The 16,475-nt window shown below is 27.7% G+C and carries 26 protein-coding genes; 25 read left to right on the top strand and 1 reads right to left on the bottom strand.

Translation table 11 applies throughout. The annotated features are described in order from the left end of the window. The first annotated feature begins 661 nt into the window (after positions 1-661). The 12 genes from FcAc13_RS06190 to FcAc13_RS06135 all read left to right on the top strand — a co-directional run bounded on the left by FcAc13_RS06190 (position 662) and on the right by FcAc13_RS06135 (position 8,085). The gene (locus tag FcAc13_RS06190) at positions 662-1,708 is read left to right on the top strand and encodes a hypothetical protein (protein WP_187755342.1); all 1,047 of its coding nucleotides are present in this window, start codon (positions 662-664) and stop codon (positions 1,706-1,708) included. 501 nt (positions 1,709-2,209) lie between these two features. After that, positions 2,210-2,458 (top strand): hypothetical protein, encoded by a 249-nt coding sequence (locus FcAc13_RS06185; RefSeq protein ID WP_187755341.1) that lies wholly within the window; start codon positions 2,210-2,212, stop codon positions 2,456-2,458. Positions 2,459-3,059: 601 nt separating this feature from the next. Next, positions 3,060-3,413, top strand: coding sequence for a hypothetical protein (locus FcAc13_RS06180; protein ID WP_187755340.1), 354 nt, complete (start codon positions 3,060-3,062; stop codon positions 3,411-3,413). Positions 3,414-3,658: 245 nt separating this feature from the next. Next, positions 3,659-3,994, top strand: coding sequence for a DUF6156 family protein (locus FcAc13_RS06175; RefSeq protein WP_187755339.1), 336 nt, complete (start codon positions 3,659-3,661; stop codon positions 3,992-3,994). 264 nt (positions 3,995-4,258) lie between these two features. Next, positions 4,259-4,696: a hypothetical protein gene (locus FcAc13_RS06170; protein ID WP_187755338.1), complete on the top strand. Its 438-nt coding sequence runs from the start codon at positions 4,259-4,261 to the stop codon at positions 4,694-4,696. Positions 4,697-5,252: 556 nt separating this feature from the next. Further along, positions 5,253-5,852 carry an imm11 family protein gene (locus FcAc13_RS06165; RefSeq protein WP_223064542.1) on the top strand — a complete coding sequence of 200 codons (600 nt, stop codon included), beginning with the start codon at positions 5,253-5,255 and terminating at the stop codon, positions 5,850-5,852. 302 nt (positions 5,853-6,154) lie between these two features. After that, entirely contained in the window at positions 6,155-6,448 is a 294-nt protein-coding gene (locus FcAc13_RS06160) for an RHS repeat-associated core domain-containing protein (RefSeq protein WP_187755337.1), read from the top strand. A 173-nt stretch (positions 6,449-6,621) separates the two neighbouring features. After that, positions 6,622-6,807: a hypothetical protein gene (locus FcAc13_RS06155; RefSeq protein WP_187755336.1), complete on the top strand. Its 186-nt coding sequence runs from the start codon at positions 6,622-6,624 to the stop codon at positions 6,805-6,807. Between the two features lie 11 nt (positions 6,808-6,818). Further along, entirely contained in the window at positions 6,819-7,172 is a 354-nt protein-coding gene (locus FcAc13_RS06150) for a hypothetical protein (RefSeq protein WP_246415101.1), read from the top strand. Further along, positions 7,162-7,512: an immunity 51 family protein gene (locus FcAc13_RS06145; RefSeq protein ID WP_187755335.1), complete on the top strand. Its 351-nt coding sequence runs from the start codon at positions 7,162-7,164 to the stop codon at positions 7,510-7,512. Before FcAc13_RS06150 ends, FcAc13_RS06145 begins: the two co-directional genes overlap by 11 nt. A 68-nt stretch (positions 7,513-7,580) precedes the next feature. Next, the gene (locus FcAc13_RS06140) at positions 7,581-7,721 is read left to right on the top strand and encodes a hypothetical protein (protein ID WP_187755334.1); all 141 of its coding nucleotides are present in this window, start codon (positions 7,581-7,583) and stop codon (positions 7,719-7,721) included. Between the two features lie 4 nt (positions 7,722-7,725). Beyond that, the gene (locus FcAc13_RS06135; RefSeq protein ID WP_187755333.1) at positions 7,726-8,085 is read left to right on the top strand and encodes a hypothetical protein; all 360 of its coding nucleotides are present in this window, start codon (positions 7,726-7,728) and stop codon (positions 8,083-8,085) included. A 159-nt stretch (positions 8,086-8,244) separates the two neighbouring features. Here the strand turns inward: FcAc13_RS06135 and FcAc13_RS06130 are convergent, their stop codons facing one another. Further along, on the bottom strand, positions 8,245-8,607 hold the full coding sequence (locus tag FcAc13_RS06130) for a hypothetical protein (RefSeq protein ID WP_187755332.1): 363 nt from the start codon (positions 8,605-8,607) through the stop codon (positions 8,245-8,247). A 91-nt stretch (positions 8,608-8,698) separates the two neighbouring features. On the opposite strand from FcAc13_RS06130, the gene FcAc13_RS06125 reads away from it, so the two are divergent. The 13 genes from FcAc13_RS06125 (at position 8,699) to FcAc13_RS06065 (ending at position 16,391) form a co-directional block, all read left to right on the top strand. Further along, positions 8,699-9,154 (top strand): hypothetical protein, encoded by a 456-nt coding sequence (locus FcAc13_RS06125; protein ID WP_187755331.1) that lies wholly within the window; start codon positions 8,699-8,701, stop codon positions 9,152-9,154. A 383-nt stretch (positions 9,155-9,537) separates the two neighbouring features. Further along, complete coding sequence (locus tag FcAc13_RS12410) at positions 9,538-9,633, top strand: RHS repeat-associated core domain-containing protein (RefSeq protein ID WP_223064550.1); 96 nt, start codon at positions 9,538-9,540, stop codon at positions 9,631-9,633. Between the two features lie 421 nt (positions 9,634-10,054). Further along, entirely contained in the window at positions 10,055-10,405 is a 351-nt protein-coding gene (locus FcAc13_RS06115) for a hypothetical protein (RefSeq protein ID WP_187755330.1), read from the top strand. Positions 10,406-10,516: 111 nt separating this feature from the next. After that, the gene (locus FcAc13_RS12405) at positions 10,517-10,678 is read left to right on the top strand and encodes an RHS repeat-associated core domain-containing protein (protein WP_187755329.1); all 162 of its coding nucleotides are present in this window, start codon (positions 10,517-10,519) and stop codon (positions 10,676-10,678) included. Between the two features lie 159 nt (positions 10,679-10,837). Next, entirely contained in the window at positions 10,838-11,068 is a 231-nt protein-coding gene (locus FcAc13_RS06105; RefSeq protein ID WP_187755328.1) for a hypothetical protein, read from the top strand. 4 nt (positions 11,069-11,072) lie between these two features. Further along, positions 11,073-11,687: a hypothetical protein gene (locus FcAc13_RS06100; protein ID WP_187755327.1), complete on the top strand. Its 615-nt coding sequence runs from the start codon at positions 11,073-11,075 to the stop codon at positions 11,685-11,687. Between the two features lie 299 nt (positions 11,688-11,986). After that, entirely contained in the window at positions 11,987-12,718 is a 732-nt protein-coding gene (locus FcAc13_RS06095; protein WP_187755326.1) for a hypothetical protein, read from the top strand. Positions 12,719-13,158: 440 nt separating this feature from the next. Beyond that, complete coding sequence (locus FcAc13_RS06090; protein ID WP_187755325.1) at positions 13,159-13,434, top strand: HNH endonuclease; 276 nt, start codon at positions 13,159-13,161, stop codon at positions 13,432-13,434. Positions 13,435-13,545: 111 nt separating this feature from the next. Next, positions 13,546-14,013, top strand: a complete 468-nt coding sequence (locus FcAc13_RS06085) for an SMI1/KNR4 family protein (protein WP_187755324.1) — start codon at positions 13,546-13,548, stop codon at positions 14,011-14,013. Between the two features lie 238 nt (positions 14,014-14,251). Then, entirely contained in the window at positions 14,252-14,506 is a 255-nt protein-coding gene (locus FcAc13_RS06080) for a hypothetical protein (protein WP_187755323.1), read from the top strand. Positions 14,507-14,642: 136 nt separating this feature from the next. After that, positions 14,643-14,987, top strand: coding sequence for a scabin-related ADP-ribosyltransferase (locus FcAc13_RS06075; protein WP_343066777.1), 345 nt, complete (start codon positions 14,643-14,645; stop codon positions 14,985-14,987). 5 nt (positions 14,988-14,992) lie between these two features. Beyond that, positions 14,993-15,487: a hypothetical protein gene (locus tag FcAc13_RS06070; RefSeq protein ID WP_187755321.1), complete on the top strand. Its 495-nt coding sequence runs from the start codon at positions 14,993-14,995 to the stop codon at positions 15,485-15,487. A gap of 643 nt (positions 15,488-16,130) precedes the next feature. Further along, positions 16,131-16,391 carry a hypothetical protein gene (locus tag FcAc13_RS06065; protein ID WP_187755320.1) on the top strand — a complete coding sequence of 87 codons (261 nt, stop codon included), beginning with the start codon at positions 16,131-16,133 and terminating at the stop codon, positions 16,389-16,391. Positions 16,392-16,475 lie beyond the last annotated feature (84 nt).

Genomic DNA, 16,475 nt, shown 5'->3' with positions numbered 1-16,475 from the left:
AGAGCGAGTTAAGTGTAAAATCCAGCTGTTGATAACTTTTCAATAAATGAAATGTTTTCAAAAAGTTAAAAAACTTTTGAGGTTTTCGGGGGGAATGTTATTGTTTAGTTTGTAAAAAATTTCATTTCTTCGACAATCGTTTCCGATATTATATCACAGAAACAGGTGTTTATTTTTGCAAAGAACCTTTATTACTAGACTAGCTAAGAATAATTATAATGTCTATGCATATGTGCATGATTGTAATATCGAAGTTGATTTGGTTGAGCTATTAGAAATTTTAAGAACAATAAGCGAATTAGAAATACTATTAACTAAAGCATAAAAAATGATCAGCTTAAGGGGAAATGGCTCTCGAGGTGCTAAATGGGTTTTAGAAGGTGATGATTTTTGATACAGCAAAAAATTCTAATTATAAAGTTATTTTTGATATGGATGATGGTATATTAGAATTTTTCAAAAAATCGGTATAGATTACAATGTTTTAATAGGTGGAAAAAAATATCTTGATTTGATATTAACTAAAATAATGAGAAAGGTGCTTAATGAGTTGCTAAAATTTAATAGTTTTATTTAATGAAAAAATTTAGTCTTCCTAATTATGTAAAAAAGATAAAAAGGAAAATATAATAAAGTTAAAATACATAAATGTGAAAATGTTATGTTTGAAGATTTATTTTTATTTTTTGAGAAAAGATACAATAGAGAAAAAAACAGACTTAAAGATGATTATATCATTAACGAATCTATTGAAAAAATTTATACAAATAAATATCGAAAAAGTGAGTATTGCATTTATTTATGTTTACCTACGTTAGTAGAATATGAAGTAGATTTATTTAAATATTTAAATAAAAATAAATATAATCATTTTTTCTCTATTGAAGATTATGAACAATTAATGTTTATAATCTTAACAACGTTTGACTTCGATCCTCAAAATAAGATTAATAATAGATTAAAATTTCTATCATTAAAAAATTTATTTTATTTTAATTCTTTAAAGAGAAATAAATTTATAGAATTTGATATGCAAAAAGAATTATTTGATAATTTTTTAATTTCTCACTCTTCCTCTGAAGAATATTTAAAACTATTTAAACTCATTAATAATAAGATATTTTATAAAAATTCTGATATATCAGTATTAACTTTGAATAAGTTATACTTTTCTTTTGTTAAAGAAAATAAAATCTATAAAAAAGAAAAGATATCATTAGAAGATTTGATTTTTACAGAGAAAATTATTGATAAGGTATTAAAGTGTATATTAGGCGTTGAACACTTAAAAAATACTATATATTTGAAGCATATTAATAGTTTTTTTAATTTATATTATGATGATAAGGAATATATTTATCAAATATTGGATAAATCCCTTGATAAATATATATTATCAAGTTGGAAGAATTTTAATTACAATACATCTATTTTTTATGGTTCTGAAAACAATGATAAAATAGAATATTATCAATCCCCCAAAAAACGTTATAATAGACAAGAAAAGCTAGAAGCTGAATATTTTATTGATATGTTCATTTTTTATTGCATAAATGAAGTGAATGATATCGATAAAGTGAATAAAATAATAAAAAGTGATTTTCATAAGAAGCATCTATTTAATATCATTTGCTGCCATCCTTTTTTTATCTATAACAAACGAAAAAAAGATAATTTATCAGTATATTTAAATAATATAATAATTTAAAAAGATTATTGTATTATTATTCATTAAAACCAACATCCATCTTTTTTGAGTTGGCTTTTTTTTCAATTATTTTAGCTTGCTCATCCTCACTAATAAGAGAAATGATGAGTTGCAGAATGTTGTACTTTGTATAATTTGGAAACGAGAGAGCTATCAGTAAAGCCGTTTATGCAATATTACTGAGAAATTTAAGCGTAAAACTAAATTCTTATCATTAGGAATAAATTTAAGATAGGGTAAAGTGGTTAAGAATTTTTGATAATTAAGGATTATTTTTCGTTTTTAAAACCATTTTTTTGTATTATTATCTGGATGAAAAAATTCAAAAGAATTTGAAGCTGTAATCAAGGTTTCAAAAGGAACTACTTTAAATGTTGGAAAGGGAGCTCCTCAAACAATTAAATCAGGAACTATTTTGATCCGTATTGAACGTCTCAAAATTGGCCCTCATATAGGATTGTAAAAGCAAATCTCTTACCATCGCAATAAATAAAATAAGATATGAAAGAACAGCTTATAAAAGATATAAATTCTATAGTTAAGTCTCTATCCAATAAAGATGAGATAAAATTAGGTATTATTATAGATAAATATAATAAATTAAAAGAATTAATTTTAAATAATCAGTTAAACACTAATATAGTAAAAGGTTCTGTAAAAGCATATTTAGGTGTTTTTAGTGATTATGAAAATCCTGTACTAGAACAAATGAGTTTAATGGAAAAAAATATAGATGTGATGATACAATAGATATTTATTTTGAATAACAAAAATATAAGTCTAAAGGTTTTGCTCTTAGGCTCTTTTTCCTTTAATGATTATTCAATTCGTCTAACTATTTCCATTCTCTAGCAGGAAGAAGGTTTTTAATAAGCCAGAGCATATTAATGGTAGAGGATAAGTGGTCTTGCACTCTATTTTACCTAAAGAGCCGTTTTGGCTATATTACAGAGCGAGTTAAGTGTAAAATCCAGCTGTTGATAACTTTTCAAAAGTGGAACTATTTTCAAAGAAGTTAAAAAATTTTTGAGGGTTCCGGGGGTAAGGCTGTTGTTTAATCTGGTAAAAAAATTCATTTTGTTCGATATTTCCGTTACTATAATCCTGAAATAGGCTTATACATTAGTAAAGCCCCATAAAATTGGCGGGAAACAACACGAATTTTTAATCCTATACGCTTAATAGTAATACATGGGTGGTTTCGTTTAAGTTGGATATTTTGTCTGGTAAGACATTAGGTGATATTTTAGAACCTATTTCAAAACCAACTAAATTTATATGGAACTGTAAATTAGAAAAAATAGATTTATCTAAAAATAGAATCGGTCTTTGTAAATAATAAAATTAAAAAATGTATTCGGTAAAAGAAATAGAGCAAATTGTACTAGATAATAGAAATGATCTTATTGACAATACTTTCTGTTATGAGTTATTCGAAAAAAGAGTTTTTGACAATTCTTTATTTGAAGAATTAATAGTTAATATCAATAGATTAATTGAATATTATCGTTTGAATATAAAATCAATCAATAAAGATATTTTAAAATCTATTCTATGGATTATAGAGTCTATATTTAAGGTTGTTATTTATCATTTTGATCCGTTTGATTTATCTAAATTAAATGATTTTAAGATTGAAGAATGGAATACTTCTTATATGGATCAATTAGATGATATATTTGACCAAACTCTTAAACTAATTTAAAAAAAGAAAAGCCAACCTGTAAAGGTGGCTTTTCTCTTTTTCTGTTTCAACGGTTCAGTTTATCCAATCGGTTCCGATATTACGACAGCAATACAGGAACTTATATAAGCCAAGATTCCATAAAACATTAAGGAAGCCACCCAAATTTTATGTTTATACGCATGATTATGATACTCTCGTTATTCCCCTCGGGAACGGTATTTTAATATATAGAAAAGCTATGGATATATTTCATTAGATTAGATATGGGCATTGGTGAATTGAAAAAGATAGTAAAGAAAGTTAAGGTTGGTGCATCTAAATGCGTTGGTTTCAAAGAAACTATTTTGGAAGAAGTAAAATATTATAAAAGTTTTGCCGGATATAATCATCCAATAAAATTAATCAATGAGATTGGTGCTGATAGTGTAAAAGTTAGAAATAATTATTTAAAAGGGATTTATATAAATAAAAAACTTAAAGTAGTTGAAAAATATAACGATGAAAAGCTTTTTTTTAGATACGATTATGTCTATGAAAGAAATAAATTAATAAAAGTAAAAATCACCGATATTAATGAGGAAAAAAAGAAATATTACTAAATTAAATCATGAGATACTAAACACTTGTAGTTTGTTTAATAATTCTCATTCTGTATTGGGGATAAGTAAGCGCATGAGTGATACCTCTCATTTAAGCCGTTTTGAATTAATCCCTATATCATTCGAATTAGATAATATGTAGATGCCTAATTTTAAAAAAGTACGTTGATAATTTTGATATTTAAAAAAGCCCAAAAAGATATAATATGCTTAAAAGACAATGAGCAACTTTTCCGTATAATGCATCTCAAGCAGAAGGTATAAATGAAATTGTATCAGTTAATTTCAGTAATAATCTTTTTAATAATATCTCTATTATTTATTGTGTTCATTTTTAGCCCTAAGTTTTATATAAAATCCTATCAATATGATAAGGATTATGATTCTTTTACATTAAAAATTTTTTCTAAGGTTAAAGAAAAAGAGTGTGGTTTTATTAATATTTCAAAAGAATATGTAACTTTCAGATATTATTATAATTTATCTAATTTTAATAAAGGTGCTACAGCGGTAGAAGATATTATTTTTGATTATAAGGATAATCATTTTCACATCATAAATAAGAGTAATAATAAATTAATCTTAAACATTGAATGCGATAAAGATATATATATCAAAGCAAATAACTATTTAATAGAAAAGAAGAAACAAATTAAAGATGAGAGTTTTAGATCCAGTAAAGATATTTTTTTAGGGCGTTAACCATGAATAAATGCTGAAAAGTAGAAATAAACCAGTCAACTTTTCAGACATATTTTTCTGGAAGGGTAACCCAAAGTAGAGATAAAATAATACCGCCTACAAATTCAAAATAGCTTTCTGAGGAAATATTTCTATTAGAATATAAAAATGGACAGTAGCTCATTTATTACTAACTTTTTAGATTTGTCTTAAATAATTAAGACAAATTTATACGCATTCTTTCATACTTAGAAATTTTTAATTAACTCTTTGACATTACAAAAATTTCATCAAATCTATCAATATCAGTGTACTAAAATCGTCATATCATTCTCCTGTCATTGAAACATTTATTGTTGGATAAATTGGGATTTAATATTCAACAAAGTATTAATAATCTTAAGTTACCTTCGAGTGCTAATATCGATCTAAACAAGAATAGTCCATGACGAAAAACACAATCTGGCGTATGATAATTAATAGGCTAAAGACTCGATTCCATTTAACCTTATATGTGCCAATGACATAAAACGAATATATTTAAATGATGTAATCCATTATTCCCGGGGATGATTTTATGAAAGGATATATTATAAGTACTACCAAGAATACAAATGATTGGGTTATTTATGAAAATGATATTTCGACAGATTATCAAGAGTTTTTAAAAGGACGATTTTTCCCTGAAAAAGAATTACCATTGTTTTTTAGTATCTCTAAAAAATCTAATTTAAATAAAGTTAAATCTGCCTTAATATTAGAATCATCAGGTCCTAATCTTGTAAATAAACTTTTAAAAGAAGTCTTAGAAGCCAATACAAATACTCTTCAGTTTTTTGATGTGGAGCTATATTGTGAAAATGAAAAGATAGAAGGTTTTTTTGCATTAAATGTCCCAATTAAAATACCGTGTGTAAATATTGAGAAAAGCGAGTACAGACTTTTGAATTTTGATGTCAATAATCCAAAATATATGTTTTATTATATGAAATTGAAAGATGATATTTTTGAGAAAGAATTAAACTTTGATGTTACTCTTTGTGAAGAGATGCCTCGTACAGTAGTCATAAGTGAAAGAATAAAAAAAGCATTATTTAATGCTAATTTAAAAGGATTACAATTCAGTGATAGCATTGACATTACTCCACAAGAACGAACAATTTACGAGAAAATATAAGTAAAGATGCTTATCAACATTATGTTTTTATTTTATTTTTCATTCTTAAAATCGCCCGAAATATTAAATTATCCACAATTACACAAAATTCCTTAACTATTCTGAATTTCCACCTTTTTTCACTCTATCAACTTGCATTAGGTGCTTTAAGAATGGTTTTTTTACGTATTTTATGAGGTTTATTCCCACCGCTAAACTATGCGGAGGCAAGTCCTACTCAATTGTATCAGATTATTTGGGCAGACCGGCTCAGGTCTATGATGATAAAGGTGAACTGGTTTGGCAGGTGGAGTTTGATATTTATGGCAGAATACGGGAAGATACCTTTAACAATCAGCCGTTTATTCCCTTACAGGCAACTAGGGCAGTATAAGGATGTAGAAACTGAGCTTAATTATAATCGTTTCAGATATTATAATTCTGAAACTGGTTTATATATTAGCCAAGACCCAGTAAGACAGGTAGGTAATAACCCGAATTTTTATGCTTATACATTTGACTCTAATTCTCATTCTGACCCCTATCTCTATCTTAGGGGGATTAAATACATCGTATTTGTGAAAGATACTAATACTTGGGGCGATATTTTGGTTTAAGTTGCGAACTTGTATATCAACTATTAGACTCTAAAGGCAAGGTTGTTTATTATGGAATAACAAGTAGAACAACAGTGCACGATTTGCAGAACCAAACAAAATAGGTAAGATTGGTATAATGCAAATTTTAGCAGAAAATCTCACACAAGCAAGCTAGTTCCATTGAAAGAGCTATGATTAGAAAAAGAATGGATGAACGATTAACATTAATGGATAGAATGAATTTATCAATTGAAGAACAACTTGAAAAATCAGGACTAATAAATAAAAATAGAGGAATAGTAAATGAACGTTGGACATCAGACAATCTTTTAAAAGTTAAAATGAATAAAAAACTAAGAAAAGTATCTTTTGGATAATTTATAAACTAATGAAAATGAAAATATTTAGCACCGCCCCAGAGGGTAATGATATTGCAGAATATGTAGGAGTAGATTACTTGAAGTTTTCTATTTCTTTGATTGAAGATGTAAATGATTGGATGAAGAAAAATGACAAAATAGCTCAACCATTATTGGCAAATATTGATTTGTTATTAATGATTGCTAAAAAATATCCAACAGATGCAAATATATTAATTACAAAAAATAAAATTCAAGAATGGAAAAAGACTTTTAATGATTGGTTTGAACGTGTAGGAAGTAAAATACCTGCGAAATACAGGGACGGAATAAAAGCAAATGGCGATGAACTTTTTAAAGAGTTAGAACAATATGGACACTAATAACTTTCAGGAATTAATTAAGCCTTTTTTTTGGGTTGAACACGAAAAGAGTGTTTCGGTATGCTTAAATGTTGGAGAATACAAAGCTGAAATTTTCCAAACAAGAGAAGAAGAAGGATTTGAGGGAAACGGTTACGATTGGGGTTCTTTAGCAATAGTATTTTTAGAGGAGTACAAACCGGAATTAATGGAGGTCGTTAAGTTTGACCCGGAAGCAGATATGTTTTGTGCTTATTCATCAAATCCCGATGCTCTGAAATCCTTCATAATTGCATTTAAAGAAGCCTGCGAAAACGAAACCTTAATACAAGATTTATTTTCAAGAGCAGAGTTAGATTAAAAATACATTATTACACAAACTTAAATGGGCAGACTTTGTAACCAAAGGTAGAAATGGAACCTTAGCCCATGGTAATTAACCCTAAATTAGCTAATCCTCAAGCAGTCATGGATGGGGTAGAAAAAACAAGAGCATTAAATGAAATGCAAGTAACTATAAACAGTGATAAAGCAGCAAAATTAGCTTCTGAACAGATAAAATTTCCTTAAAATTATGGAAAACGATTTTATTTTTATTGATGATGCAACAGATGGAGAAAGAAGAATTTTCCATAGAAAATTATTTTATAAATACATTAGAGAATTAATAATTAAATTTTTTAATGTAAAACTTGAAAATAATCAAATAAATCAAAGAATTATTAATTATTTGGATAATCTAAAGGAAGCTGGAGATGTCTATTTTTTAATGCATGAAATGCCCTATCATTGGGCTTTAAGTATAATACAAAATACTATTGAAGTAGATGAAGGTATTATGTATAACAAAGAAAGAAAAGAAGAAGAATTAGATTTTTGCAGAAAATTTTTAAAAGAACATAATATTAAATATTTTTTAGAAGAAACAAAATAAAACTAACCAAAAAGCCAACTTTAAAGTTGGCTTTTTGGTTTAATAATCATTATTCAGCTGGTCTAACAATTCCCATTCCGAGTTAGGGAGAAGGCATTTAACAAGCGAGAGCAGGTTATAAAAATCTAACGGAGAATGGCAGAGCGTAAGCCCTTTGCACTACGTTTCCGCTAAAAGGGCTGTTTGCTCGATATTACAAAGAGAGTTAAGTGTAAAACCTAAATTCTTATCATTAGGAATAAATTTAAGATAGGGTAAAGTAATTAGGAATTCTTGAGGATTAATGAGTAAATTTATACCTGGATACGATTTAGAAAAAGCACCAGCTATATTAGTTCCTAAATAGGGGCATACAATAAAAGATCCTACAACAAACACTGTAGTTTCAAGGAGTATAAAAGGAATTAATTGTGCAAGAGATTTATTAGCTAGAGATATTAAGGAACTTAAAAGAGTATATCCAGATATTCCAAATTCAAAGCTAGAAGAGCTCATAGCGCTTAATAAAGAAATGTATTCCAAAGCATTTTAAAAACCTGAAATAAAATTTAAATAGATATGAATGATATAGAATTTGTAGATAATATTATAAAGAAATTATAAAGGTAAAAAAATGGAAATTGCAAAACAAATAATTGATTCATGTCAATATAAAAATTTAGTTGATAATATACAGAAAAGAACAAAGCTAAAAGTTCTTAGTGAATATAGAGAAGCTGTCGCAAGTCGTGATGAAAAAAAGATGAAATTGGCAAATTTGTCCGAAGAAGAAGCAATGAAATTACTCGAAATGGATAAAGAAATTTTCAATGAATTTGTCTTATGTAAAATGCAAAAATTTGAAAATGTAAAAATTGATGAAGAATATCCAAATAGAGAAGAACCTGAACAAGAAGATGATAATGAAACAATACTTGGTTACTCAAAAAGTTTTTTACTCCTTTATCTAATTGAATATTTTTTACTAAAAACTAATCCTTCTGGATTAGAGCCTTATCTAAAAGCTACGCGTATTCCAAATGCAAAAAAGTATGAAAAAGAACTAAAAGAAATTTATAGAAAACTTTAAAACAAAAAACGTTTCAATCCCTTTTCTGTTCTATATTTCCACCTTTTTTCACTCTATCAACTTGCATTAGCTGCTTTGAAAATGGGCTTTTTTACTTCTTCTATGGCTGTTTAGCGTTTTTTGTTATTTCGAACTCTTTTTAGTCCACTATTTTAAAAATTATACTGTTCGAAGCTTTCTTCCCACAGCTAAACTATGCGAGAACAAGTCCTACTCGATTGTATAGGATTATTTAGAAGACCTACTCAGACCTACGATGATAAAGGTGAGCTGGTATGGCAGATGGAGTTTGACATCTATGGCAGAATAAAGGGAAATTTATTTAACAATAAGTTGTTTATTCCATTCAGGCAATTGGCACAGTATGAGGGTGTTGAAACTGGCTGTATTATAATCGTTTTAGATATTATAATCCTGAAACTGGTTTATATATTAGCCAAGACCCGATAAGGTTAGCAGAAAACAACCCGCTTATGTAAGTGATTCGAATACGATGGTTGAAGTGTTCGGGTTGACGGTTTAGCCAGGCTCAGGCATAAAATATGAATTTGAAATACAAGAAGTTTTAAAAGTTAAAGGTGCAGGTATTGGTTTAAATTCTCATCATGTAGGACAAAAAGCAGTATTGTGTAAATTTATACCTGGATACGATTTAGAAAAAGCACCAGCTATATTAGTTCCTAAATAGGGTCATACAATAAAAGATCCTACAACAAACACTGTAGTTTCAAGGATTATAAAAGGAATTAATTGTGCAAGAGATTTATTAGCTAGAGATATTAAGGAACTTAAAAGAGTATATCCAGATATTCCAAATATAAAACTAAAAGAGCTCATAGCGCTTAATAAAGAGATGTATCCTAAAGCGTTTTAAAAACCTAAAATGAAAAGTAAATAAATATGAACGATGTAGAATTTGTAAATAATATAATTATAGAAGTATTAAAAAATAATTTAGATCATTATAAAGATAATTTAAGTAATTTGGATAATAAACAAAATGAATTACCTGAAGGGGAATGGAAAAATGGAGTATCTCTTTATAATAAGTTGGATGTAACAGACAAAGATAAATTTATATCTTTTTTAAAATTATCAATTACAGATACAGTTTCTAATTTATTAGGTATTATTGACGGTGTTAGTTATCTGAAAGGACAAGAGGAAAATTTCCAATTTTTATATAAAGGAAAAAAACTTAATGGAAATCTACAGGATATTTTTTTAGAGGAAATAGAAGATGAAAGTTAATAATTAAATTATAACATTGGAACTTTAACTTAATTAGAAATATGGTTAAAAAAATGAATTACCTAGAGACCCTATCCTAAATTTTGTGTTTTTATCCGTTAAAGGTGGCGGTTGATTCTGTCTCCAAATTCTGAGGACTTTGAAACGGAGCTTTATTATAATCGTTTTAGATATTATAATCCTGAAACTGGTTTACATATAAGCCAAGACCAGATAAGGTTAGCAGGAAACAACCCGAATTTTTATGCTTATGCGTTAGACTATAATATATAGGTTGAACCATCAGGATTATGGGATGCTTTAAATTGAAATGGGGTATCATCCAATGCCTGGGATTAATGCAAAAAATTAAATATTTCAAATTTAGCAGGTGAAAATGCTTTAGCATGGTTTCCGAATAAGCCTTCTGCTTATCCAGATTTACATTCAGATATGCATAAATTACTGCTAGAGGCTGATATTCCTTGGCAGGGTAGTAAATTTACTGGGAATTTAGATGATTTTATGAAAGTCGCAAAAGAGGCATATAAAGATATTGATGCAAAAGGTGTCTTAAAATTTCAAGGAAAAAATGGACGAATTGTACAAAAGAACCTTACTCCATTAGAAGCCTTAGAAGAAATAGAAAAAAAGATAAAAAGTAAAAATATTCCTTGTAAATAATATTATGAATAAAATTAATAAAATAGATTCTGGAAGCTATGGGATATGTTTATTTTCTTTAAACAACTTTTCCAAATATCTCAAAAATAATAAAATAAAAAATAAATCATTAATTAACTTTTTTAATAAAAATAAATTGTTAAGTGATGATACTCTTGAAAAGGGAATTATCTTACCTATAAATACAATGTCCTTTAATCAATTTTATTTTGACTTTTTTTTCTCAGAAAATAAAAAACAAACTTATTTTTCAGCTAATAATTGGACTAAAATAGCTGAAAAAGGAATTTTTAATTTAGAGATAAATGAAAATGAACTTTGGATATGTAGCATGGATGTTCTTAATGCATGGGATATAAATAAATTTACTCAAAACATTTTAGGTTATACTACAAAAAATGGAGTAGAAGGCAAAGAGTCGTTTTATTATGAAGCTCAAAAAATGAATTTTGCTTCAGGAAAATATCTTGTTACGCTACATGGATATAAAAGGATAAAACATAACGAACCTGTAAATGATGATGAAGACTATGGGCTTGGCTTTGAATTAAAGAAAGTAGATGATTTTTCCATTAATTCAGAAATTCCTGAAAATATGAATTTTGAAATTGTTGATTAACAATATTGAAATAAAAGCCAACTCATAAAAGTTGGCTTAGTAAATATTACGGCAGTGTAAGGATGTTGAAGTGGGGATTTATTATAATCGGTTTAGATATTATGATCCTGAATAAGGCTCGTACATTAGCTAAGACCCGATAAAATTGACGGGAATCAACCCGAATTTTTATGTGTATGATAGTAATAGAAATGATACTAGATCAAATGAGGTTTTATCTAAAAGGGCGATTCATCAAGACGCTATAGAAGTATTAGATAATTCTAAAATAGCTAAAATAAAAAAATGTAAATAATTGTATGTCTCATATAAGGTTTTTCTATTCAACAAAAGGGTTATTAAACTCGTTAAAAAGTAAGTTTGATGAGGAGTGCTGTAAAGATTTATATGAAAAAAAGAATATTTTGCAATTAAACTTTTGTTTAGATCATCCATTAGAATCATTAAAAGATGAATCTTTAGAGTATTTTATTCAATCCTGTCATCAATTTGAAAAATCAAAGGAATTTTCGACTTTAGATTACTTTGATTTATTAGATTCTTTATTTTTTCTAGTGGCTTCTAATTATAATTTCAAAACTAAAAACAAAATATTATTTGCCTCTTTAAATTTATTAATTAACAAAATTAAAATCGACTATGATGATGAATTAAAAAATTATTCAAAAGTATACTTATTAATTTTGGCAGAATATTTAATAAATAATAATTTTAATAAAAATATTATATTGGGTAATAAAAACATTTTAGAAAATCTTTATGATCAATTTAAAGGAATGATAGATGCTGATTATCAAATGTTATATGATGTTGTTACTATGGATTTAGTTAATATTAATCGAATGAAAGCATTATATTTGAATAATAATCAAAAAACTAAGACTATTGGTTATCAAGATTTTAGTAATATGTACGCAACTATAGGAAAAATCAGATTTTGGAAAATGCTAGGTTTAGATATAAACGATAATATTATTAATGAAAAATTTGTAGATGAATTTAATAAAAGTTTTAGTTTTTTTTATTTTTAAGAAAATATTTATTTCCATATCAAATTAAGAAATCTACTTATGAGTAACTCAAAATAAACCAATAAAAATCTTGCAGATGCATCCAAAGGAAATATTTACTATCATTACTAATTACTACAACATGCAACGATAATAAAAATAACAAGCTATTCCCCACTTAGTGGGGAATAGCTTGTTTATTACTGATAGCACTTATTACCTAATGAATGGAAAAGACATATTGAACAAATTGTTTAATATTAAAACAGGTATCATAGTAAATTAAGAAATGTTATTTGAAATAGTGTAAGTAAGAGCTAAGTTAGAATACAACTGTTTCCTTTACTATAATCCTTAAACTGGCTTCTACATTAGCAAAGACCCTATCAGCCTTGCCGAAATAATCCCAATCTGTATGCGTATGTTTTGACCGCAAGGTAGAAGTTGATCCACTCAGGTTGATGCATGAAACAAATACTGTTAATTTTAATGAGCATGCTGATTTATTTCCAATAACAGGAAGTCAAAAAAATATTGTAACAGTACAATTAACTGGCAGGAGAAGCTCTGATTTTACCCAGGCTTATAAACAAGCCGATATCTCTGCTAAATATGCTAAAAATTATACTTGGCATCATGTTGCGGATTTTGACCCAATAACAGGAAAATCTACAATGCAATTAGTAAAAACACAAACACATATTGATTTGTTTCCACATAAGGGATCAGCAGAATAATTTGCTGATCATTTGGTATGAAAATGTGATAGTAAAGAAGCCGTCGATATTTCTAAGAAATAAGGATGGTGTCCTACATGTAAATAAAATATATATAGAAAATACATCATAATGCAAAAATTTATAAATACAGGAATAAAGTTAACCGAGTCTGATATTATGGATGTAAGTAAAAGTATGAATCTTATATTTCCAAAAGATTTAGTTGAGTTATACATTTTATATAATGGAGGTGAAATTGAAGGAGAAAAATATTTTTATATAGATGAAAATAACGATGTAGATATTTGTGTTAAACTATTTTTACCTATGAAGTATAAACAATCTGAAAACGATATTTTATTAGAAGAATTATATCAATCATTAGCTGTTAAAAAGAAATTAATTCCTTTATCTTATATACCTTTTGCTATTGATGATGGAGGATATCCATATTGCATTAATACTAATGATGGTAAGATATATATAGGATATTTAGAAGACTATTATGTTAGTCCAGAATCAACAATACGTTTTATATCAGATTCATTAATAAAATTCATCAACGGGATGAAAACAGAAAATGAAGCTTATAATTAATAATAACAAAGCCAACCTAGAGGTTGGCTTTTCTCTTTTGCTGTTTCAACTGTTGAACTTATCGAGGGGGCGAGTATATCCTCTGAAATAAGGATTTTAATAAGATTAAAGATATTAAATAAATCCAGCAGTTTGTAGCAAAGGGTATGGATTCCGCCAACTATCAACTGAAAAACTTACCTTCTTTTTTGAATACGACGCTTTAGGTAGAAGAACAATGAAATTTGTAAATAGAAAGATGTATCGTTATCTTTGGGATGGTAATGCAATATTGCATGAGTGGTTTTATGAGGGTGAGCGACGTCCTAAGGTTATTTCTGATGAGCTGGAAATGCTTATATTGGAACAGCCCGATCCGGTCGAAAACCTGACTACTTGGGTTTATGTGGTAGGACGTTTAGTACCGACTGCTAAGCTATGTGAGGACAAGTCCTACTCGATTGTATCAGATTATTTTGGCAGACCGAATCAGGCCTCTCTAAAGACCCCATAGGACTCGCCGGAAACAACCCGAATTTATACGCTTATACTCACGACTCGAATACGTGGGTAGATCCCTTTGGGTTGGATATTATTACCGTTTGTCGTTTTGATACTAGATCTCCTAATGAAATAAAAGCGGGTGGTGGATTCAATGCAAAGTTTCTAACTCAAATATTGATCTGCTAGACTATGCTGTGGATAATACTTCCTCTCAGTATATCTCAACAACTTATGATATTAATAGTGCTATGGATTTAGGAGATGATTATTTCGGTAAAAATGGTTATGTGTATAAGATAGAAATTGAGGATAGTAAAGGGGTTGATGTAAATAAAGTTTTGGGTGTTGATAGTCCTTACCCTTGGGAAAAAGGATTTGCAGTTGTAAACCAAATATCGAATAATAATAAAAAGGACATACCCATGCTAAAGATATTACAGATACTAATCATATTAAATGGAATTGTCATTAATGCCCATCTTATAATATAAAAATAATGAACAATAGAGAAAATTTTCGAAGCTTTAATATAGAATGTTTGGATTTACAAGATAAAGTTTTCAAAGCAGTAATTAATGTTTGGACTGAAAATATAGATAATCCAATTATTGATGACGTTGTAGAAAATAAAAAATATGAGTTCCAAGGAGAATATCAAATTTTCTTTTTAGAGTATCGTGATGAAACTGGAATTCATTACGTAAATTTTTCTGATAGAGTTAATAATGCTTTTTATGGACTTTGCAAAAAAATTGAACAAAGAAAAATCAAATTATTAATTAAAGGATGCAGTTTAGGATATTATATGATTCCTTGTTTACAATATTCAATATATACAACCCCACTAATTTTGGGTAGACGGATTGAAAAAAGATTCATGAGAATTAGTATTTTCGAACCAGAAAATGATGTGAAAAATGTAGTTACCATTGAAAAGCAAAAAAATTATTATAATACTTGGTTAGAAAGTATCAAAGGATTACCATATTAGATCTTAATTCTTGTTTGTATATAAATTAGTATAGCTACATATTAGAAAATAAAGCTAATTCTAAAGGTTGGTTTTTCTTATCCTTTTAACAATTTACCTATCCAATCGTTTCCGATATTACGACAGCAATATAGAAACTTATATCAGCAAAGGCCCATTGGACTTGCCGGAAAAACCCGAATTTTTATGCCTATATGCATGATAGTAATAATTTGGTTGACCTATTTAAGTTGATGACAAAAGGTGGTGGGTATGTACACAGAGGAGATATAAATTACAATGGAGGATATATAAGCTTACCTTTAGGAAGAGATGCAGATATTATGAACCCCTTGGGAACATATTACTTGACTAAGTAAAGGTGAAACAAGTATTTTCACTTCTTTTACTTAAAAATCAGGAACAGTAAAAGATACTTTCGGATCAGGGAAATCATAAAATATTAGAAAAATATCTATGGAAGAATTATAGTTTTTAGAAGCATAAGCTAAAATAAAAATACATATTCCTGAATCAGTTGCTGAAATGATGAAAAATAGTGGAAAAAAATGCGTATTGACGCCAAACAAATAACGACTAAAAATAGTGAAGTTTTAATAGAATATACAATAGATGCAAAATATTTAAAATGCCCGGAGAAAGTATGATACAAATTGGAGAGGCAGCAAATACTTATAACCCAGCTTTAAATTTATTAACGCAAAAAGGATATTCTATTAGAGCTGTAATTCTAGATGATGAAAAATTTATCTGGGAGGCAACTTATAGAAATATTAAAATATCGGCTCATGATCCATTAACTCTACTGGGTTTAGCTAATTTAGCTGAAACATATGGAGAACAATGGCAGGAATATTCAAATAATTTATATGATCAATTTTTAGATAAATCATTAGAAAAATAAAGGATGACAGTATTCGTTACTGTTTCAAATTAAAGTGTAGTACTTAAAGTGATTAATATTAAATAGATAAAGCTAACTATAAAG

This window comes from Frischella japonica (assembly GCF_014489845.1).
In the GTDB taxonomy this organism is placed as follows: Bacteria; Pseudomonadota; Gammaproteobacteria; order Enterobacterales; family Orbaceae; genus Frischella; species Frischella japonica.
Note: the sequence above shows the minus strand (reverse complement) of the source record. Positions and strands in the feature narration are given on the sequence as shown.